Annotated in this window: 15 protein-coding genes and 1 pseudogene; 9 read left to right on the top strand and 7 right to left on the bottom strand. The window is 32.9% G+C overall.

Annotated elements, in window-relative coordinates; all coding sequences use genetic code 11:
- Positions 1-5: 5 nt before the first annotated feature.
- The 8 genes and pseudogenes from P3875_RS01710 (at position 6) to bshA (ending at position 9,697) form a co-directional block, all read left to right on the top strand.
- Positions 6-1,346 (top strand): 4Fe-4S dicluster domain-containing protein, encoded by a 1,341-nt coding sequence (locus P3875_RS01710; protein ID WP_303444537.1) that lies wholly within the window; start codon positions 6-8, stop codon positions 1,344-1,346.
- A 33-nt stretch (positions 1,347-1,379) separates the two neighbouring features.
- Positions 1,380-2,171, top strand: coding sequence for a (Fe-S)-binding protein (locus P3875_RS01715; RefSeq protein ID WP_303444538.1), 792 nt, complete (start codon positions 1,380-1,382; stop codon positions 2,169-2,171).
- Between the two features lies 1 nt (position 2,172).
- On the top strand, positions 2,173-2,769 hold the full coding sequence (locus tag P3875_RS01720; RefSeq protein ID WP_303444539.1) for a hypothetical protein: 597 nt from the start codon (positions 2,173-2,175) through the stop codon (positions 2,767-2,769).
- Positions 2,770-2,772: 3 nt separating this feature from the next.
- Positions 2,773-3,255 (top strand): ABC transporter ATPase, encoded by a 483-nt coding sequence (locus tag P3875_RS01725; RefSeq protein ID WP_303444540.1) that lies wholly within the window; start codon positions 2,773-2,775, stop codon positions 3,253-3,255.
- A gap of 113 nt (positions 3,256-3,368) precedes the next feature.
- The gene (locus P3875_RS01730) at positions 3,369-4,370 is read left to right on the top strand and encodes a T9SS type A sorting domain-containing protein (RefSeq protein WP_303444541.1); all 1,002 of its coding nucleotides are present in this window, start codon (positions 3,369-3,371) and stop codon (positions 4,368-4,370) included.
- 128 nt (positions 4,371-4,498) lie between these two features.
- Positions 4,499-5,503 (top strand): T9SS type A sorting domain-containing protein, encoded by a 1,005-nt coding sequence (locus tag P3875_RS01735; RefSeq protein WP_303444542.1) that lies wholly within the window; start codon positions 4,499-4,501, stop codon positions 5,501-5,503.
- A gap of 162 nt (positions 5,504-5,665) precedes the next feature.
- Positions 5,666-8,551, top strand: a complete 2,886-nt coding sequence (locus tag P3875_RS01740; protein WP_303444543.1) for a glycoside hydrolase family 3 N-terminal domain-containing protein — start codon at positions 5,666-5,668, stop codon at positions 8,549-8,551.
- Positions 8,552-8,566: 15 nt separating this feature from the next.
- Positions 8,567-9,697 (top strand): annotated as a pseudogene (bshA, locus tag P3875_RS01745) (N-acetyl-alpha-D-glucosaminyl L-malate synthase BshA).
- Between the two features lie 25 nt (positions 9,698-9,722).
- Here bshA and P3875_RS01750 read toward each other — a convergent pair.
- Genes P3875_RS01750 through P3875_RS01775 form a run of 6 tightly spaced genes read right to left on the bottom strand, consistent with a single transcriptional unit; the run spans position 9,723 to position 15,779 of the window.
- Positions 9,723-11,270: a M28 family peptidase gene (locus P3875_RS01750; protein WP_303444544.1), complete on the bottom strand. Its 1,548-nt coding sequence runs from the start codon at positions 11,268-11,270 to the stop codon at positions 9,723-9,725.
- A 49-nt stretch (positions 11,271-11,319) separates the two neighbouring features.
- The gene (locus P3875_RS01755) at positions 11,320-12,420 is read right to left on the bottom strand and encodes a peptidylprolyl isomerase (protein WP_303444545.1); all 1,101 of its coding nucleotides are present in this window, start codon (positions 12,418-12,420) and stop codon (positions 11,320-11,322) included.
- Positions 12,421-12,433: 13 nt separating this feature from the next.
- Positions 12,434-13,495, bottom strand: a complete 1,062-nt coding sequence (locus tag P3875_RS01760) for a peptidylprolyl isomerase (protein ID WP_303444546.1) — start codon at positions 13,493-13,495, stop codon at positions 12,434-12,436.
- Between the two features lie 2 nt (positions 13,496-13,497).
- The gene (gene gldI / locus P3875_RS01765; RefSeq protein ID WP_303444547.1) at positions 13,498-14,034 is read right to left on the bottom strand and encodes a gliding motility-associated peptidyl-prolyl isomerase GldI; all 537 of its coding nucleotides are present in this window, start codon (positions 14,032-14,034) and stop codon (positions 13,498-13,500) included.
- A gap of 2 nt (positions 14,035-14,036) precedes the next feature.
- Complete coding sequence (locus P3875_RS01770; RefSeq protein WP_303445409.1) at positions 14,037-15,050, bottom strand: DHH family phosphoesterase; 1,014 nt, start codon at positions 15,048-15,050, stop codon at positions 14,037-14,039.
- 48 nt (positions 15,051-15,098) lie between these two features.
- Positions 15,099-15,779, bottom strand: a complete 681-nt coding sequence (locus tag P3875_RS01775; RefSeq protein WP_303444548.1) for a Crp/Fnr family transcriptional regulator — start codon at positions 15,777-15,779, stop codon at positions 15,099-15,101.
- 100 nt (positions 15,780-15,879) lie between these two features.
- On the opposite strand from P3875_RS01775, the gene P3875_RS01780 reads away from it, so the two are divergent.
- The gene (locus P3875_RS01780) at positions 15,880-18,246 is read left to right on the top strand and encodes a heavy metal translocating P-type ATPase metal-binding domain-containing protein (protein ID WP_303444549.1); all 2,367 of its coding nucleotides are present in this window, start codon (positions 15,880-15,882) and stop codon (positions 18,244-18,246) included.
- 313 nt (positions 18,247-18,559) lie between these two features.
- On the opposite strand, the gene P3875_RS01785 is transcribed toward P3875_RS01780, so the two are convergent.
- Positions 18,560-19,561: a bestrophin family protein gene (locus tag P3875_RS01785; RefSeq protein WP_303444550.1), complete on the bottom strand. Its 1,002-nt coding sequence runs from the start codon at positions 19,559-19,561 to the stop codon at positions 18,560-18,562.
- Positions 19,562-19,581: the final 20 nt, after the last annotated feature.

The following is a 19,581-nucleotide window of genomic DNA, read 5'->3' on the forward strand; positions in this document are numbered from 1 at the left end:
AACAAATGCATATTTTAAGCAGTTTATTATTCATAACTTTAACAGTAGTTGGGTTTGGTTTTTTTGCAATTAATGCTAAAAAAATCTACCGCAACATTAAGTTAGGGCAACCTGTAGATAGAACAGATAACCCACAAAACCGTTGGCGCAACATGCTTTTGGTTGCTTTTGGTCAAAAAAAGATGTTTGCCAGACCTATTCCAGCCTTATTGCACCTTGCAATTTATGTAGCCTTTATGATTACCCAAATTGAATTAATAGAAATTTTTATTGATGGTATTTTTGGTACGCATAGAATTTTTAAAGATTCGTTAGGTGGTTTTTACACATTTATGATAAGCTTAATTGAAATACTTTCTTTAGCAGCATTGTTTGCAACTTTAGTATTTTTATCACGAAGAAATCTATTAAAATTACCACGTTTAAACATGCACGATCTTTTAGGTTGGCCTAAAAAAGATGCAAACTTAATTTTAATGATGGAAATTATTTTAGTGCTTTGCATTTTTACCATGAACGGTACCGATGAGGTTTTGTTCAACATGGGCAAATCACATTTTGCAGGTCAAGGTTCGTTTAACTTTTCAGTTTCACAATACTTAGGTCCAGCTGTTTTTGGTTCTTTAAGCGAAGGTGCTTTACATGTTTTAGAGCGCATAGGGTGGTGGGGACACTTTATAATGGTTTTATGTTTCTTAAATTATTTATATTATTCAAAACATTTACATATACTTTTAGCGTTTCCAAACACTTATTTTGCCAATTTAAAACCTTTAGGTGCATTTGATAATTTAGAATCGGTTACTAACGAAGTTAAATTAATGATGGATCCTAACGCTGATCCTTTTGCAGCACCTGCGCCTGATGAAAATGCAGTGCCTGCTAAATTTGGCGCACAAGACGTGCAAGATTTAAATTGGGTACAGCTTTTAAATGCTTATTCATGTACAGAATGTGGACGTTGTACATCATCTTGTCCTGCAAATATTACAGGTAAAAAATTATCACCTCGTGCCATTATGATGAAGACCCGCGACCGTTTAGAAGAGGTAGGTAAAAACATCGATGCTAACAAAGGAACTTTTGTTCCCGATGGTAAAACGCTTTTAAACGATTACATTACTACCGAAGAATTATGGGCGTGTACAACTTGTAATGCATGTGTTGAAGAATGTCCAATAGAAATTAGTCCCGTATCAATTATTATGGATATGCGTCGCTATTTAGTAATGGAACAAAGCGCAGCTCCTATGGAATTAAACGCTATGATGACCAATATCGAAAACAATGCGGCTCCTTGGCAATACAGCCAAATGGATCGTTTAAATTGGAAAGACGAGAATTAGTAACGATACAAAATATCAATAAAATATATAAAAATGTCAGAAAATTTAGTAGTGCCTACAATGGCAGAAATGATGGCAAAGGGTGAACAACCAGAAGTTTTATTTTGGGTTGGTTGTTCAGGAAGTTTTGACGACAGAGCAAAAAAAATAACAAAAGCGTTTGTACGCATTTTAAATAAAGCAAATGTTAAATTTGCAGTTTTAGGAACTGAAGAAGGTTGTACGGGTGACCCTGCGAAACGTGCCGGTAACGAATTTTTGTTTCAAATGCAAGCAATGATGAATATTCAAGTGTTCGATGGTTACGAGGTTAAGAAAATTGTAACTGCTTGCCCGCATTGTTTTAATACCATTAAAAACGAATATCCTGAGTTAGGTGGAACGTACGAAGTAGTACATCATACCGAATTTTTAAAATCGTTGTTAGATGAAGGCCGTTTAACTATTGAAGGAGGAAAATTTAAAGGGAAACGTATTACTTTTCACGACCCTTGTTATTTGGGACGTGCGAACAAAGTGTATGAAGCTCCACGTGAATTAATTCAAAAATTAGATGCTGAATTGGTTGAAATGAAACGCTCTAAAGCAAACGGTTTATGTTGTGGTGCAGGTGGTGCACAAATGTTTAAAGAACCTGAAAAAGGTAATAAAGACGTAAACATGGAACGTACCGATGATGCTTTAGAAGTAAAACCAAATATTATTGCCGCTGGTTGCCCTTTTTGTAACACCATGTTAACCGATGGTGTAAAGTTTAACCACAAAGAAGGCGATGTTCAGGTTTTAGACGTAGCCGAATTAATTGCAAATGCACAAGATTTGTAACATGAAAAAAAGTTTATTTTTTCTGTTTTTTATAAGTCAAATAGCAGCTGCTCAAAAACTTTCAAAAATAGATTTACTTTCTGCAGTTGCCGATAATATTTGTAGCGAAGTAATAGAAAAGAAAGTAGAAATAAAGTCAGAATTTACAATGGGCGTTTATATGCTTAAAGCTGTAAATTTATATAAAGACGATATTGAACATTATTATGGTAAAAATTACGTTGCTAATAAAGAAGTAATGCATACCATGGGCGAAGAAATTGGGATGTATTTAGGTTTAAAATGCCCTGAAATTTTTGAATATTTTGCGTTAAACCAAGAAGATGAAACGTTTGAAGAAACGGCATACTTGCAAGTAACAGGTAAATTTCATAAAACAATTAAAAACCAATTTTTATCGTTTGTTGTTAAGGAAGATTCAGGCAAAACACACGAATTTTTATTTTTACACAGTTTTGATACCTCTTTTTTATTAACAGATAATTTGTTAAATGCAAACGATAAAATTGAAGTAACGTATTACGTTTCCGAAATTTATGATGCCAAAATTGGTAAATTCGTTAATTATAACATTGTTTCTTACATAGAAAAAAAATAAAATATGTTGATACCCTTTGATGAAATGCCAAAATCGGCACGTATTTGGATTTACCAATCGAATAGAAAAATGACCGATGAAGAGGTGGCAACAGCACACCAATTGTTAACCAATTTTGTTGAGAATTGGGTGGCGCATAGCACGCCTTTAAAAGCATCGTACCTAATAAAATACAACCGCTTTATTGTTTTAGCTGTTGATAATGAATACCATCCGGCTTCTGGTTGCGCTATCGATTCTTCTGTAAGAATCATTCAAGATTTAGAACAAAAATTTGGTGTTGATTTACTTGATAAAATGAACGTTACCTATAAAACAGGCGAGTTTATTGCTCATAAATCATTAATCGATTTTAAAAAAATGGCTAAAGAAAAAGCCGTAAACGCAAATACCATTGTTTTTAATAACTTAGTAAATACCATTGAAGAGTTTGAAGAATTTTGGGAAGTGCCCGCTGGCGAAAGTTGGCACAGCCGATTTTTTTAAAGAACTAATAAAAGAGAGAATTTTATAACTATAAAATTCTCTCTTTTATTTTTTAGATATATATGTTTTTTTATTCAAATATGCTAAATTTATACTTTACCTTAAATCAAAAAATGAAAAAACACCTACTTTTCATAGCAACTTGTTTAATAACCCATTTGGCAAGTGCCCAAGTATTGCTTACCGAAGATTTTAACAGTTACCCAACAGGGTATTTGAATACCGATTATACGGGTGCTACCGCAGGGCAAGGCGGTTGGGTTATGGAACGATATACTGGTTCAACAGCCACTGCAATGGTTACCCCCGAAAGTGGCAAAGGCAATGTACTTACTATGGCAACAACTGGAACTTTTGTAATTGAAAGTGTCCATATTCTACAAAGCAGTGGTGTAATAGACGCATTGTGGAACAACCGTACAGCAGGTAATAATGTACTAAAATTAGAGTATGAATTATATGGCTCGGGTAATTTTTACTCACACGGATCACTTTATAACAATACTAATCCTTTTGTATCTATAAGTTTTGTAAATAAAGCTCCAAGTTACTCAATAAGTGGAAGACATTTAGGTAGTTTAAATATTGGTCAAGCACTTGTAAAAAATTATACAGCAGCTACTTTTCCACATAGCTTATGGCACAAAGTAGAAATGTTTATTGATTACACAGGTTTAAAAGCCTATTTTTACATACCAACGCTTAATCTTTTTGAAGCACATGCTATTGATCCAAACAAAAATTATACCCCCGATAACATAAAATTTCAAGCCAATAGCTTAGTACCGGGGTCATCAGTTGTAAAGTACGATAATATAAAGCTAAGTGCGTTACAAGCCGTACCTGCGTATATTTTAAGTGCACACAATATAGTTTCGGCTAAATTTAATATGTACCCCAACCCAGCAACAAATGTGGTAAACATAACCAACAGCGAAAATATGTTGGTAGAAAAAATTACGGTTTACAACCTTGCAGGTAAGCAAATAAGTATCCAAAACTATAACAACCAAACCGAAATACAATTAAACGTAGCAAACCTTGCAAGTGGCACGTATATGTTGCACTTACAAACCAATGCAGGTTTAGTAGTAAAAAAGTTGGTTAAAAAATAATTGTTTTATAAAGCATTAAAATTTACATTTTAGCAAATTTTTAAAAAAACATGCGGCTGTCTGAAAAGGCAACCTCTTTTTTAATTTATTTATAAATTTTTGTATTTTTATTAATTAAATTCAAAAAAATGAAAAAACACCTACTTTTCATAGCAACTTGTTTAATAATCCACTTGGCAAGTGCCCAAGTATTGTTTACCGAAGATTTTAACAGTTACCCAACAGAGCATTTGAATACCGATTATACCGGTGCTACCGCAGGGCAAGGCGGTTGGGTTGTGGAACGATATACTGGTTCAACAGCCACTGCAATGGTTACCCCCGAAAGTGGCAAAGGCAATGTACTTACTATGGCAACAACTGGAACTTTTGTTATTCAAGTAATAAATATACTACAAAGCAGCGGTGTAATAGACGCATTGTGGAACAACCGTACAGCAGGTAATAATGTACTAAAATTAGAGTATGAATTATATGGCTCGGGTAATTTTTACTCGTATGGACAACTTGATAACAATACCCAACCTATTTTCGCATATACATGTTTTGTAAATAAAGCTCCGAAATACACAATAGGTGCAAAACATTCGGGTAGTTTAAATATTGGTCAAGCACTTGTAAAAAATTATACAGCAGCTACTTTTCCACATAGCTTATGGCACAAAGTAGAAATGTTTATTGATTACACAGGTTTAAAAGCCTATTTTTACATACCAACGCTTAATCTTTTTGAAGCACATGCTATTGATCCAAACAAAAATTATACCCCCGATAACATAAAATTTCAAGCCAATAGCTTAGTACCGGGGTCATCAGTTGTAAAGTACGATAATATAAAGCTAAGTGCATTACAAACCGTACCTGCGTATATTTTAAGTGCACACAATATAGTTTCGGCTAAATTTAATATGTACCCCAACCCAGCAACAAATGTGGTAAACATAACCAACAGCGAAAATATGTTGGTAGAAAAAGTTACGGTTTACAACCTTGCAGGTAAGCAAATAAGTACCCAAAACTATAACAACCAAACCGAAATACAATTAAACGTAGCAAACCTTGCAAGCGGCACATATATGTTGCACTTACAAACCCATGCGGGTTTAATAGTAAAAAAGTTGGTTAAAAAATAATTGTTTTATAAAGCGTTAAAATTTACACTTTAGCAAATTTTTAAAAAACATGAGGCTGTCTGAAAAGGCAACCTCTTTTTTTTAACGGAAAATTCCCAATTATAATTATAAAAATAGTAGTTAAAACCTTATTTTTGAAAATCTATATATTTAAAATTTGTTATGAAAAAAATTTGGGTATTATTTATACTTACACCTTTACTGTTTTTTGCACAATCGCATCAAAAATATCAAAGTGCAGAAAAATGGGTCGATAGCGTTTACAACCAAATGTCGTTTAACGAAAAAGTAGGTCAACTTTTTATGGTAGCTGCCTATTCAAACCGCGATAGCAAACACCTACAAGATTTGTTAGATTTGGTTAAAACAAAAAACATAGGGGGTGTTATTTTTTTTCAGGGCGGCCCGGGCAGGCAAGCTAGCATGACAAATAAATTAAATGCAGTTTCAAAAGTACCTTTATTTGTTGGAATTGATGCCGAATGGGGGCTAGGTATGCGTTTAGATTCTACCCATGTTTATCCTTGGAATTTAAATTTAGGTGCTATTCAAAATAACAATTTAATAAAACAAATGGGGCAACAAATGGGCGAACAAGCCAAGCGTTTAGGCGTTCATTTTATGTTTGCACCAGTTGTTGATATCAATACAAATCCATTAAATCCTATTATAAGCAATAGATCGTTTGGCGAATCAAAAGATAATGTTGCTAATAAAGCAACTGCCTTAATGCAAGGTTTACAAAGCGAAAATGTTTTTGCAACTGCAAAGCATTTCCCTGGACACGGCGATACAGCTACCGACTCGCATCATTCGTTACCAAAAATTGATTTCGATAAAAAAAGACTTGATTATATTGAATTGTATCCCTATAAAAAATTAATTAAAGACGGATTGGCTTCGGTTATGGTAGCGCATTTGTCGGTTCCTGCTTTAGAATCGCAGCCGGGCGTACCTACATCTTTATCGTACAACACCATTACAAATGTTCTTAAAAACGATTTAAATTTTAAAGGATTGATTTTTACCGATGCCTTAAACATGAAAGGTGTTGCAAATCATAAATCACCGGGCGAAGTAGATTTAGCTGCATTTTTAGCAGGTAACGATGTGTTGCTTTTTGCCGAAAACGTTCCGCTTGCCGTTGATAAATTTAACGAAGCTTTTAAAAACGGTTTGTTTACAGAGGAGCGTTTGGCTCATTCAGTAAAAAAAATATTGTTGTATAAATTTAAAGCGGGCTTAAACAAGTATCAGTCCATAAATACACAAAATATTTATGCCGATTTAAATAAACCTGAATATACCAGTTTAACGTACAAATTGTTCGAAAACATGGTAACAGTTGTTAAAAATGATCAAAAAATAGTACCGTTAAATCCAACAAAACCTCAGAACATTGCCTATGTAAAGTTAGGCGATGATACAAACGATACTTTTATTGATGCATTACAGGCAAATCAGCCAATAACAATTTTTAATCAGTACCAAATAGAAGAACATTTAACCGATTTAAACGCTTTTGATTTAGTAATTGTTGGTTATCATAAAGCCGATGGTGTTTGGAAAAAACACGATATGAACGCTACCGAAATTAATTTACTCGATAAAATCTCTAAAAGTAACAAAACTATTTTTGTGTCGTTTGTAAAACCTTATGCTTTAAGCGAAATTAAAAGTTTTGCAAATATGCAAGCGGTTGTTTTAGGGTATCAAAACAATATAATTGCGCACCGTAAGGTAGCCGATGTATTATTTGGTATGCAAGCTGCAAATGGTAAGCTTTCGGTTTCTGTTGGCAAACATTTTAATGAAGGAGATGGAATTGATACAAAACCCAATAAAAATTTACGTTACAGCCGCGCAATTGAACAAGGTTTTAACGAAACTAAACTTAAAGAAATAGATGTTTTAGTAAACAAAGCAATTAAAAACGGATACATGCCTGGTGCACAGGTATTAGTAGCGCGCAATGGCAATATTGTTTACAACAAATCGTTTGGAAATTTAACTTATAACGAAAAAGACGCAGTTACCAATCAAACCATTTACGATTTAGCATCGCTTTCTAAAATGTTGGGAACATTGCCAATGGTTATGAAAATGTACAACGATGGAAAGTTACGTTTTGATCAAAAATTAGGCAATTTATTGCCTGAATTTAAACGTACTGATAAAGCAAACATCACCGTAAAAGAAATGTTAACACATAATTCGGGTTTAACAGCTTGGATTCCTTTTTACAAAGAAACATTAGACGCTAACGGAAAACCTTTAACCGATTTGTACAAACCTATGCAATCAGCCGAATTTAACTTACAAGTAAATGATAATTTGTATTTAAAAAGCGATTATAAAAAAACAATTTTAGAAACCATTGCCTCATCAAAACTAGGTAAAAAGGAATACAAATACAGCGATTTAAACTTTATTTTGCTGGCAGAAATTGTTGAAAGAACTTATAAAAAGCCTTTGAACGAATTGGTAACTCAAAATTTTTACAATAAAATAAATGCCAATAACTTAACCTATTTACCGTTAACAAAATTTGATGTATCGCAAATTGCACCAACCGAAATTGATAATTATTTTAGACACACCACCGTGCAAGGTTACGTACACGATATGGGTGCTGCCATGATGGGTGGCGTAGCTGGTCATGCAGGTTTGTTTGGCAATGCTCTTGACGTAGCTAAAATGATGCAGTTGTTTTTAGACGAAGGTGCTTTTAATGGAGAACAATTAGTAAATACTAAAACAATTAAAGATTTTAATACTTGCTATTATTGCCAACACGGAAATAGGCGAGGGGCAGGATTTGATAAACCACAATTGGGTACAAGTGGTCCAACGTGTGGTTGTGCATCAATGCAAAGTTTTGGGCACACAGGTTTTACAGGAACTATGGCTTGGGCCGATCCTGAAAAGAATTTAATTTACGTGTTTTTATCAAACAGAACCTATCCAAATGCCGATGATAATAAATTATCAAAATCAAACACACGTGAAGATATTCAGCAAATTATTTACGACGCGTTAATTCAATAAACTAAAATTGTAATTATGAAAATAGCCATTGTTTGCTATCCAACATTTGGTGGTAGTGGTGTTGTAGCAACCGAATTAGGAATAGAGCTTGCAAAACGAAACCACGAAGTACATTTTATAACGTATAGTCAACCGGTACGTTTGGCACTTTTAAATAAAAACATACATTATCACGAAGTGGTAGTGCCCGAATACCCTTTGTTTCATTACCAACCCTATGAATTGGCTTTATCCAGCAAAATTGTTGATACCGTAAAAGAATTTGGTATTGATTTGTTGCACGTACATTATGCCATTCCACACGCTTTTGCAGGGTATATGGCAAAACAAATGTTGGCCGATCAAGGTATAAAATTACCTATGGTTACTACGTTGCACGGAACTGATATTACACTTGTGGGGAATCATCCGTTTTATAAAACAGCAGTTAGTTTCAGTATTAATCAATCCGATTTTGTAACATCGGTTTCTGAGGATTTAAAAAAATCAACGTACGAGTTGTTTGATACTACAAAGGATATTTATGTAATTCCGAATTTTATCGAAGAAAAAAATACGTACGATGCGCATTTTCAATGTAAACGCAGTTTGTTTGCTAACGAAAACGAACGTATTGTAACTCACGTAAGTAATTTTAGAAAAGTATAACGAATTTTAGATGTTGTAAAAGTTTTTCATGGCATACAGCAACAAATTCCTGCTAAATTAATGATGGTGGGCGATGGACCTGAACGTTTAGGTGCCGAAGAATTAGTAAAGGAATTAGGTATTGAAAGTAAAGTAATTTTCTTTGGAAATTCTTCAGAGATTGATAGTATTTTACGTTATTCTGATTTGTTTATTTTGCCATCGGAAACTGAAAGTTTTGGCTTAGCTGCCTTAGAAGCCATGGCAAATAAAGTACCTGTTATTTCATCGAACACAGGTGGTTTACCCGAAGTAAATTTGGAAGGTGTTTCGGGCTTTTTAAATAATATTGGCGATATAAACGGTATGGTTACCAACGCACTTAAAATATTACAAACTGATGATTCTTTAACTCAATTTAAAGAAAAAGCGTTTCAACATTCTAAAAACTTTAGTGTTGAAAAAATAGTGCCTTTGTACGAAACTATTTACAATAAAGCATTAAAAAACACGCTGTAAAGCGTGTTTTTTTAAATTATAAGTATTAATAATCATTAGAATTACGTTTAGGCTCTTTTATTGTTGGCCACTCGGTATTTGTAGGTAAAATTCTTTTTTCGTTTGATATTTCGTTGGGGTCATTAGCAGCTTCTAAAGTTAAAATAGTGGTTGTAATTACATTTTTTCTCAACTCTTCAAAAACAATTTTATCGTACGTATCGCGGTTGGTGTGCCAAGTGTACTGCCCATAATCCCAGTTTTGAGTACTTAAATTAAAAGCGGGGATATCTGCAGCAATAAAACTAGCGTTATCGGTTCCACCGTTTTGTGGCATTCCAGGAAAATCGGTTTTAATGTGTTTTCTAATATCTTCGGGTACGTTTTGTAACCAAGTTCCTAGAAAATTATAAGCGTGTGTAAAACCTTGTCCGTTTATATAATTGATTCTTCCTGTACCGCTGTCTTGGTTAAAAAGGACTTTAATTTTTTGAACTTCGGTTGGGTTGTCCATCACATACGCACGTGAACCGTTTAAGCCTTGTTCTTCGCTGCCCCAATGCCCAATTACAATGGTTCTGTCGTTATTGGGCGCGTATTTTTGAATTAAACGGGCAACTTCCATCATTAAAATAGTACCGGTGCCGTTATCGGTTGCGCCTTGTGCACCATCCCAAGAATCTAAATGTGCCGATAGCATTACGTATTCATTAGGTTTTGTTTTTCCTGGAATAGTTGCAATGGTATTGTACGTTTTACTTGTACCTAATTTTTTAGATTTTGTATTGATTTTTAATTTAGGATTTTTACCATTTACAGCCAAACGATACAATAAACCATAATCTTCTAAGCTTACATCAACCATTGGTGTATTTTTAGCAAAACTGTAAAAAATACGATTGCTGCCCATAGTACCTGTAAAGTAACTTTGTACAAAGCCTACAGCTCCTTTTTTTTCTAAAAATTCAACCATTTCGCGCGTGTTTTTACCAGTAGCTTTTAAGCTGTTATTCCATGTAGTATTCGCTTTTTCTTTTGCAGCTTTATAGTCAAAAAAATCTTCTTCGGTGGAGTGTTCTTTCCATTGACTTTCAGGTCGACCTGAATTTTGATACGCAGAAATTAAAACTATTTTTCCTTTTACTGTTTCGCTCCAGTTGTCAAAATCGACTTTTGTTTCAAAAAATGGCATGGCTACAATTTCAGCTTCTATAGGCTTTTTTGTAACTGCGTTCCAAGCCAATTGCATGCCATCAATCGTTTTAATACGTGGTGCTGTTAAGGTAATTTCGGTTGTTCCACGTTGCCATGATTTCCATTCACCATAAGCTACATTTTCGGCTTTAATATTCCATTTTTTATAAGTGTTGACTACCCAGTTGTGTGCTTGATTCATTTCGGGCGATCCAACCAAACGAGGACCAATAACGTCTAAAAGTTCAAATGCAAGTTGATCTATATTATTATTGTTTTGAACTTCTTTAGAAATATCGTTGTAAATTTTTTGTTTGTTTTGGTGAAAGTTTTGTGCAGTACTAACCAAACTAACCATTCCAAGGGCAAATAAGAATAAATTTTGTTTGTTATTTTTCATTGTTTGTATTGATTTTAAAAAGGAAAGAGGCATTTAAGCCTCTTTAAAATTATTTGGTAATATGTAATTCAAAAATTAAATTGGTGTTAGGTGGTATTACATCACCGGCACCTCTTTCGCCATAAGCTAAATGCGATGGTATAAAGATATACGCTTTATCGCCAATGCTTAATTGCTCTATACCTTCAATAAAACCAGGAATTAACCCTGTTTTTTGACCGTATTCAAAAGGAATTGGAATGTATTGGTTGGCTTGTTTTCTGGCAGCATCAAGCATATTGTATTTTGTAGCAATTGGCTCTATACTTGTATCAAACAAACGTCCGTTTTCAAAATAACCTGCGTAAGCAACATTAATTTTATCGCCTTGTTTAGGTTTGCCACCGTTGCCTTTCTCAAACACAAAATAAGCTAAACCCGAGTTTGTAGTTTTAGCTTTAGTTTTAGCATTCATTAAAGCGGTTTTAGTTTCATTTGCTACACCTTCGGTAGCTTTCATAGCTTCAGCTTTAGCTTTTTCAGCTTCTTGTTGCTTTTTTAAATTAATTTCTTGTTTTTCTTTAAATACTTTTACAGCATCAAAACTTTTTGCTTTATCGCCCGAACGAACAATATCAATATGTTCTATTTTATCGCCTTGAGCTATAGTGTTTACAATGTTTTGACCTTCAATAACATGACCAAAAACACTGTGCATACCATCTAAATGAGGAGTAGGGACGTGGGTAATGAAAAACTGAGATCCATTTGTACCTGGCCCTGCGTTTGCCATTGATAATACACCTGGTTTATCGTGTTTTAGCTCGTGGTTAAATTCGTCTTCAAATTTATAACCTGGTCCGCCTTCGCCTGTACCCGTTGGGTCACCACCTTGAATCATAAAATCGGCAATTACACGGTGAAAGGTTAATCCATCATAAAAAGGTTTGTTTTTGTATTGATTTTCAACATAAGGATTGGTTCCTTCTGCCAAACTCACAAAATTAGCAACCGTTAAAGGAGCTTTTTCAAAATCAAGTTGAGCAACAATTTTACCTTTATTTGTATAAATTTCGGCATACAGCCCGTCTGGTAAATTGGTTTCGTTTTCTTTTTTACACGAAACAAATAGAGTAGCTACAATTGCAGCTACAGCAAATAGTTTTTTCATTAATTATAGATGATTATGGTTTAACAGCAACGTAAAAAATTAAGTTTGAATTTGCAGGAATTGGTCCCATAGCTCTTTCGCCATAACCCAAATGTGGTGGGATAAAAATATACGCTTTATCGCCTTTATTCAATTGCAATAAACCTTCGGTCATACCAGGAATAAAGCTACCTTTTTCGCCAAATGTATAGTCTAACGGTTGGTAAGCATTTGCAGCTTTACGTTGTGGGTTAAAAATACCGTTTTTAGTTGCTAATTCTTCAATACCTGAATCAAACAAAGTACCATCGGCTAAATAACCTGCGTAATCAAAAGCAATTTTTTCACCTTCGGTTGGTTTAATACCTGAACCTTTTTGTTCAACATAAATTTTTATGCCCGACGGATAATCTGTAGCTTTAGAAAGGTAATTGTCTAAAAACTTTTTATTTTCGTTTTTTAATAAATCAGCTTGTTGCTTTTTAACTTCTTCTTCTTTTTTAAATTTTTCTAAAACGGTTGAGAAAGTTTTAGGAGCATTAAAGTTTTTGGCATCTTTACCAACACGAATAATTTCTACTTTTTCAATAACATCGTTTTGTTGAATGGTATTAACAACATCTTGCCCGGTTACAACTTTTCCAAAAACGGTATGACGACCATCTAAATGTGGGGTTGCAACGTGTGTAATAAAAAACTGAGACCCATTAGTAGCTGGCCCGCGGTTAGCCATTGATAATACACCAGGAGCATCGTGTTTTAAAGTTGGAATAATTTCATCGGGAAATAAATAGCCTGGTTCACCAGAGCCATCTCCTTTAGGATCGCCACCTTGAATCATAAAGCTAGCAATAACGCGGTGAAATTTTAAACCGTTATAGTAAGGTTTATTTTTATAATCAGCTTTAACAAGCGGATGGTTCCCTTCTGCCAATGCAACAAAATTTGCAACAGTTAAAGGAGTTTGGTTGTAATACAATTGTGTGGTAATAGTACCTTTTTTAGTTACAAAATTGGCGTATAAACCATCGGCTAATTTACTTTGTGCAAATGCTTGTACAGAAATTAAAGCAAAAATTAATAATAGTTTTCTCATTTTTATTCTTGTTTTATATCATTTAGGGTTACTTTACAAATTAAGGGTACGTTTGTACCAATTTTTTCTTTATCGCCCAAATAACCATAGGCCATGTGCGATGGAAATATAAATGAAACAGTTTCGCCTTTATGCATTAATTTAATGGCATGGCGTAAGCCAATCATAATTTCTTGCTTATCAACAGCGTACACTTTTGGGTTTGTTTCGGCTTTAGTGTAAATTAATTGGTTGTTGATGTCGTAAATTTCAAAATCTAATTTTACAATATCACCTTTTTTAGGAAATAAACTATCGGTAGGTACGGCTACATCGTATTTATACCAAAAACCTAAATCTGATTGGTAATATTTGTGAGCGGTATCTTTTTTAATAAGATTTTGAATGATTTTTTCCTCGTCTTGTACAATGTTCTTATTGCGCTGAACCGATTCTTTTAAGAATGTTCCAGAGCTGTAGCTAATAGGTTTTCTGGGTTCGGGCTGTTTACAAGCAAAAAGTGCCAAAGCGCCTGTTAAGCAAAAAAGTATTTTTTTCATACTTATTGTTTGTTTATGTCTTTTAAAATGGTTTCAAATTTTAAAATGGTATCTTGTAAATTATCATACGATTTTCCGCCTGCAGCGTTAATATGACCGCCGCCGTTGAAATAATTTCGTGCAAATTCGTTCACATTAAAATCACCTTCAGATCTAAACGATATTTTAATAATACCTTCTTCTTTATGTTCAATAAAAATTGCTGCAAAATTTATGCCTTTTATCGATAAGCCGTAGTTTACAATACCTTCGGTATCGCCTTTTTGATAGTTGCAATCGTTTAAATCGGTTTGGCTTAAATAGGTATAAGCAGTACTGTGGTTAGGTATAACTTTTAATTGTTGCAATGCTTTACCAACCAATTGTAGCTGATTATACGAAGATGTATTAAATAAAGAGCTGTGTACTTTAGGATTATCAACTCCTAAATCAATTAAATTTGCAACTACACGGTGTGTATCACTAGTAGTTTTTATAAATTTAAACGAACCAGAGTCGGTTACAATTCCGGTATATATGCACGAGGCAGCATTGCTGTTAATGTATGATTGTAAATTTAATTCGGTTAAAAAGTTGTAAAGTAATTCACAAGTTGAACCATAATTAGTGTTTGAAACCGTAATTTTTGCATAATCATCGGGCATTTGGTGATGATCGATCATTACAAAAGGTTTACGCAATTTTTCTAGATAAGAACCCATTTGATCGCCTGCGCGATGTAAAGCATTAAAGTCTAGTGTAAAAACTAAATCGCTTCCTTGTAAAAAAGCTGCGCATGTATCAAAATTTTTCTCAAATATAAGTATTTCTTCAGATGCAGGTAACCAAGCAATAAATTCAGGAAATTCGTTAGGAGCAATAACTTTTACCGTATGATTTAATTGTATTAAAACATGGTAAAGTGCTAAACAAGAACCTAAAGCGTCGCCATCGGGGTTACGGTGTGGAATAATTGCTATTTGTTTAGGCGATTTTAAAAAATCGTTTAAAAACGCCTTATCGTTTAAATTCATCATAATGCGAAAATACACAAAATCGCATTTAAATGATACAGCTATTAAAAATTATTGTGCTAAAGTTTTTAAATCGTTTAGCTTTAAAATTTTAATTTTTTTAGCTTGTAAGTCAATAATGCCTAATTTTTTAAATTCTGCCAATAAACGAATGCAACTTTCAGTTGCAGTACCTACCATACTAGCAATTTCTTCTCGACTAAGTTGAAGGTTTAGATACCCTTTTTCATCAACCCCACCCGATTCTAAAATGCTAATTAAGGCATGTGCCAAGCGTTCTTTTACACTTTTTGTAGTGTTGTTTAGTGCAAAATCGGTAGCGTAATTTAAATTTTGACAAACGTCTTGAGTTACTTGTAACGAAAACTTTTTGTTAGTATCTATTAAGTTTAATATTTCTGATTTAGGAATAAAACAAATTTGCATATCTTCAACAGCAATAGCGCTTAATGTGCTTTTTTCTTGAGTTAAAATAGCTGTTTGTCCTAAAATTTCGCCTTTAGTTATAAGTTTTAAAATAGAATCCTTACCACTAGATGCCATGCGCACCAATTTACATGCACCTGATTTAATGCAGTAAACACCGTTTACATGATCACCTTCGTTAAAAATTACATCGCCTTTTTTAACGCTAATACTGTCTTTACAGTGTGATAAATGAATTAATTCGTTTTTTGTTAACGCCTTTAAAGTGCTTAATTCACGTACAATACATTGTTCACATTTACTCATCTAAAGGTAGTTTTTGCAAAGATACAACTTATATGATAATTATCATTTTTTTTAACTGAATGGTTTCGTAATATTGTACTAGGTATAAAGCAAAAATAAAATGTTAAATTGTTATCATTGTGGAAACGATGTGGTTAAAAATGAAGCTATTTTTTTTAACAACCACACGTTTTGTTGCAAAGGTTGTAAAACGGTTTACGATCTGTTTGAAAGTAATGGGTTAACTAACTATTACAATTTTGAAAAAAATCCGGGAGCTGCTCCAAAAGATGTAACTTCTAAATACAATTATCTTGATAATGAAGCGATAGCAGATAAATTATTAGATTTTAAAGAAGAATCTACTTCAATAATTAGGTTGTACATTCCTCATATTCATTGTAGTTCGTGTATTTGGATTTTAGAAAATTTAAATACATTAAATACTGCTATTACACATTCTCAAGTAGTTTTTTCGCAAAAAAAGGTGAGTATAACATTTAATAGTACGCAACTTTCATTAAAAAATTTAGTATTGCTTTTAGCATCAATTGGTTACGAACCTTACATAAGTTTGGAACAATACGATGCTAAACCAAAATTAATTGATAGAAGTTTGTTGTATAAAATAGGCGTTGCATTTTTTGGTTTTGGAAACATTATGCTATTATCGTTTCCAGAATATTTTAACGTGAACGATTTATGGATGCAACAATACCGTGACTTTTTTAGATATGTAAATATATTTTTAGCACTGCCTGTATTTTTATATTCAGCAACGCCATATTACAAATCGGCTTATCACAGCATTAAAACCAAAGCGTATAATATTGATATCCCTATGGCTTTAGGTATAATAGTTATGTTTGTACGCAGTATGGTTGATATTTTTGTGCAAGACGGCGCTGGATTTTTAGACAGTATGTGTGGACTTGTATTTTTTATGTTATCGGGTAAATTAATACAACAAACAACTTATAATTTTTTATCGTTTGAGCGTGATTATAAATCGTACTTTCCAATTGCTGTAACAAAAATTCAAAATACTACCGAAATTCCGATTCAGGTTTACGAAATTGAAAAAGGCAATCAATTACTTATCAGAAACGAAGAATTAATACCTGTAGACGCAATTTTAATTTCAGACACTGCTTTTATTGATTACAGTTTTGTAACAGGAGAGGCCGTGCCTGTTGAAAAAAAATCGGGCGATAAAATTTATGCAGGCGGTAAACAAGTTGGTAACGCTGTGGTAATTGAAGCAATTAATACAGTTTCGCAAAGTTATTTAACTCAATTGTGGAGCAACGATGTGTTTCAGAAAAAAGTAACTCAAAAAATTCAAACTATTACTGATAAAGCCAGCAGAATTTTTACTCCAGTTTTACTTGCAATTGCGTTGTTAGGTTTTATATTTTGGAGTTTCACAAGTTTTAACGATGCTTTTAACGTGTTAACTGCCGTTTTAATAGTTGCTTGTCCTTGTGCATTGGCATTAACGGCACCTTACACTTGGGGAAACGTTATTAGATTAATGGGTAAGCGTAAATTGTATTTAAAAAATACGGCTGTTATTGAACAATTAGCTAAAGTTGATACCATTGTTTTTGATAAAACGGGTACATTAACATCAAACAATAACCAACAAATTAAGTATTATGGCGATGTTTTATTGAAGAGTGATTTAATGGCCGTGAAAAATATTGTTCGTGGATCAAACCACCCGCTAAGCAGACGTTTGTATATGATTTTGCCAGAAGTATCTATTGAAAAACCTTTGTTTTATAACGAAGTTGCTGGTAAAGGTATTGAAGGATCTTTTCAAAATCAAAATATTAAAATAGGTTCTTCAAGTTGGGTTGGGGCTACAGAAAGTTCCGAAATTAACCAAACCAAAGTATATATAAGCATAAACAATGTTGTAAAAGGATATTATGTTTTTGAAAACGAATACCGCGAAGGTATTAAGGAACTTTTTAAAACATTAAAACATAAAAATTACAAGCTTTTTGTACTTTCTGGTGATAACAATGGCGAACAAAAAATGTTAGAACGTTTGGTTCCTGAACATACTCAACTTGTTTTTAACCAAAAACCTGAAGATAAGTTACATTTTATTAAAAAGTTACAAGAACAAAATAATAATGTGTTAATGATTGGCGATGGTTTAAATGATGCAGGTGCTTTGGCACAAAGTAATATTGGAATTTCAATATCTGAAAATGTAAATGTTTTTACACCTGCCAGTGATGCAATTCTTGATGCAACATCGTTTAACAGATTACCTTATTTTTTACAATTTGCTAAAAACGCTATGAAAACTATTAAAATGAGTTATTGTTTGGCAATTGCTTATAACATAGTTGGTATAAGTTTTGCCTTGTCTAATAACTTATCGCCTTTAGTAGCAGCAATTATAATGCCTTTAAGTACAGCAACAATTATTAGTTTTGTAACAATAATGAGTAACTTTTATGCAAAAAAGTAACTAAGCTCGTAAATAAAAAAATAGTCTTTGCAAAAGCAAAGACTATTTTTTTTTCATAGCAATTTTAAAATTAGATTTTGTACATAATTTGTTACATTCAATATACAAACATGTTGTTAGCATAAAAAAGGCAAACAAACTAAAAAGTACCATAAGCGTATTGTAAAAATATTTTGTGTTTTTGGGTAAACTCATTTTTAAAATCTATACAAAAAATTAATTGATTTTAATTTTTGTAAAAATACTATAACTATTTGATTTTTAGTGTAGAATTTTTTAAACGAGGTTGTAGTATTTTTACTACGAATAGGTTTTAAAGAACAATATTGTTTTTAGGTGTTATTGGTAATGGCAAGTTTTCTTCGTTTAACATATCGCGCATATCAATTTCAATGGTTCTGCTAATTTGAGTTATTGGAACATCGTTTGCGCTACCTTCAAATGGATTCATTGAACTTTCGCCAACAGTATCTAATGTTATAAATACCCATGTTAAAATCATTGAAAAAGGTAAATTTAACCATACCGAATAACCTTCTATTATAGTATTATGCCCAAGTTTATCAAACTCATTTAATAAGCCAAATGGTACTGAAAGTACAAATAAAAATAATAAATAAGTAGTAATTGAACCAAAGTTTCTTGGATAGGGAAAATTCTTAATACGCTCTGCTTTCCCTTGGTTATCTGTAAATTTCATTAGTGATTGTTGTAATAAACTCCATTGGAAATCGTTCAAAAAACCTTCGTTGTACAACTTTGCTAAATGGTTAGATTGTAAAGCCGCAAGCTGTGTTGCCTTATTTTTCTTTTGTAAAATATACGTGTATTCTTCGTTAGTTAATAACGGTTTAAGTTCGTTTTCTAAAGTTGAAATACGTTCGGGAATATCATATTTTAATAAATATTCCTTGTTTGCTTTTTGTTCCATGTTTTCCCAAGTGCGTGATTCTCTTAATTGAAAACGCATTGCGGTAAGCCAAGCAAAATGACGATAAAAAATGGAGTTAATATCTTTATTTTGGTTTTTTAAAGCGTCTTTAATAGTGTAAGCAAACGATCTGCTATCGTTAATAATTGCACCGTAAATTTGGCGCGCTTCCCATAAACGGGCATAGCTGGCATTGTTTTTAAAACCTACAATAAAAGCAACAGCTGTACCTAAAATTGTTATGGGTTGCCAAGGTAATGCAATAAATTTTACACCTAAAAAGTAAAATAAAGTGGGTATAAGTGATAATATAAAAATTTTATATATGGTTCTTCGTGTCCATAAAATAAATTCTAATGGACTAAATCTTCTGCCTGCATTCATTTTTTCTAAATTTAATTACT

This window comes from Myroides sp. JBRI-B21084 (genome assembly GCF_030545015.1).
Lineage (GTDB): Bacteria > Bacteroidota > Bacteroidia > Flavobacteriales > Flavobacteriaceae > Flavobacterium.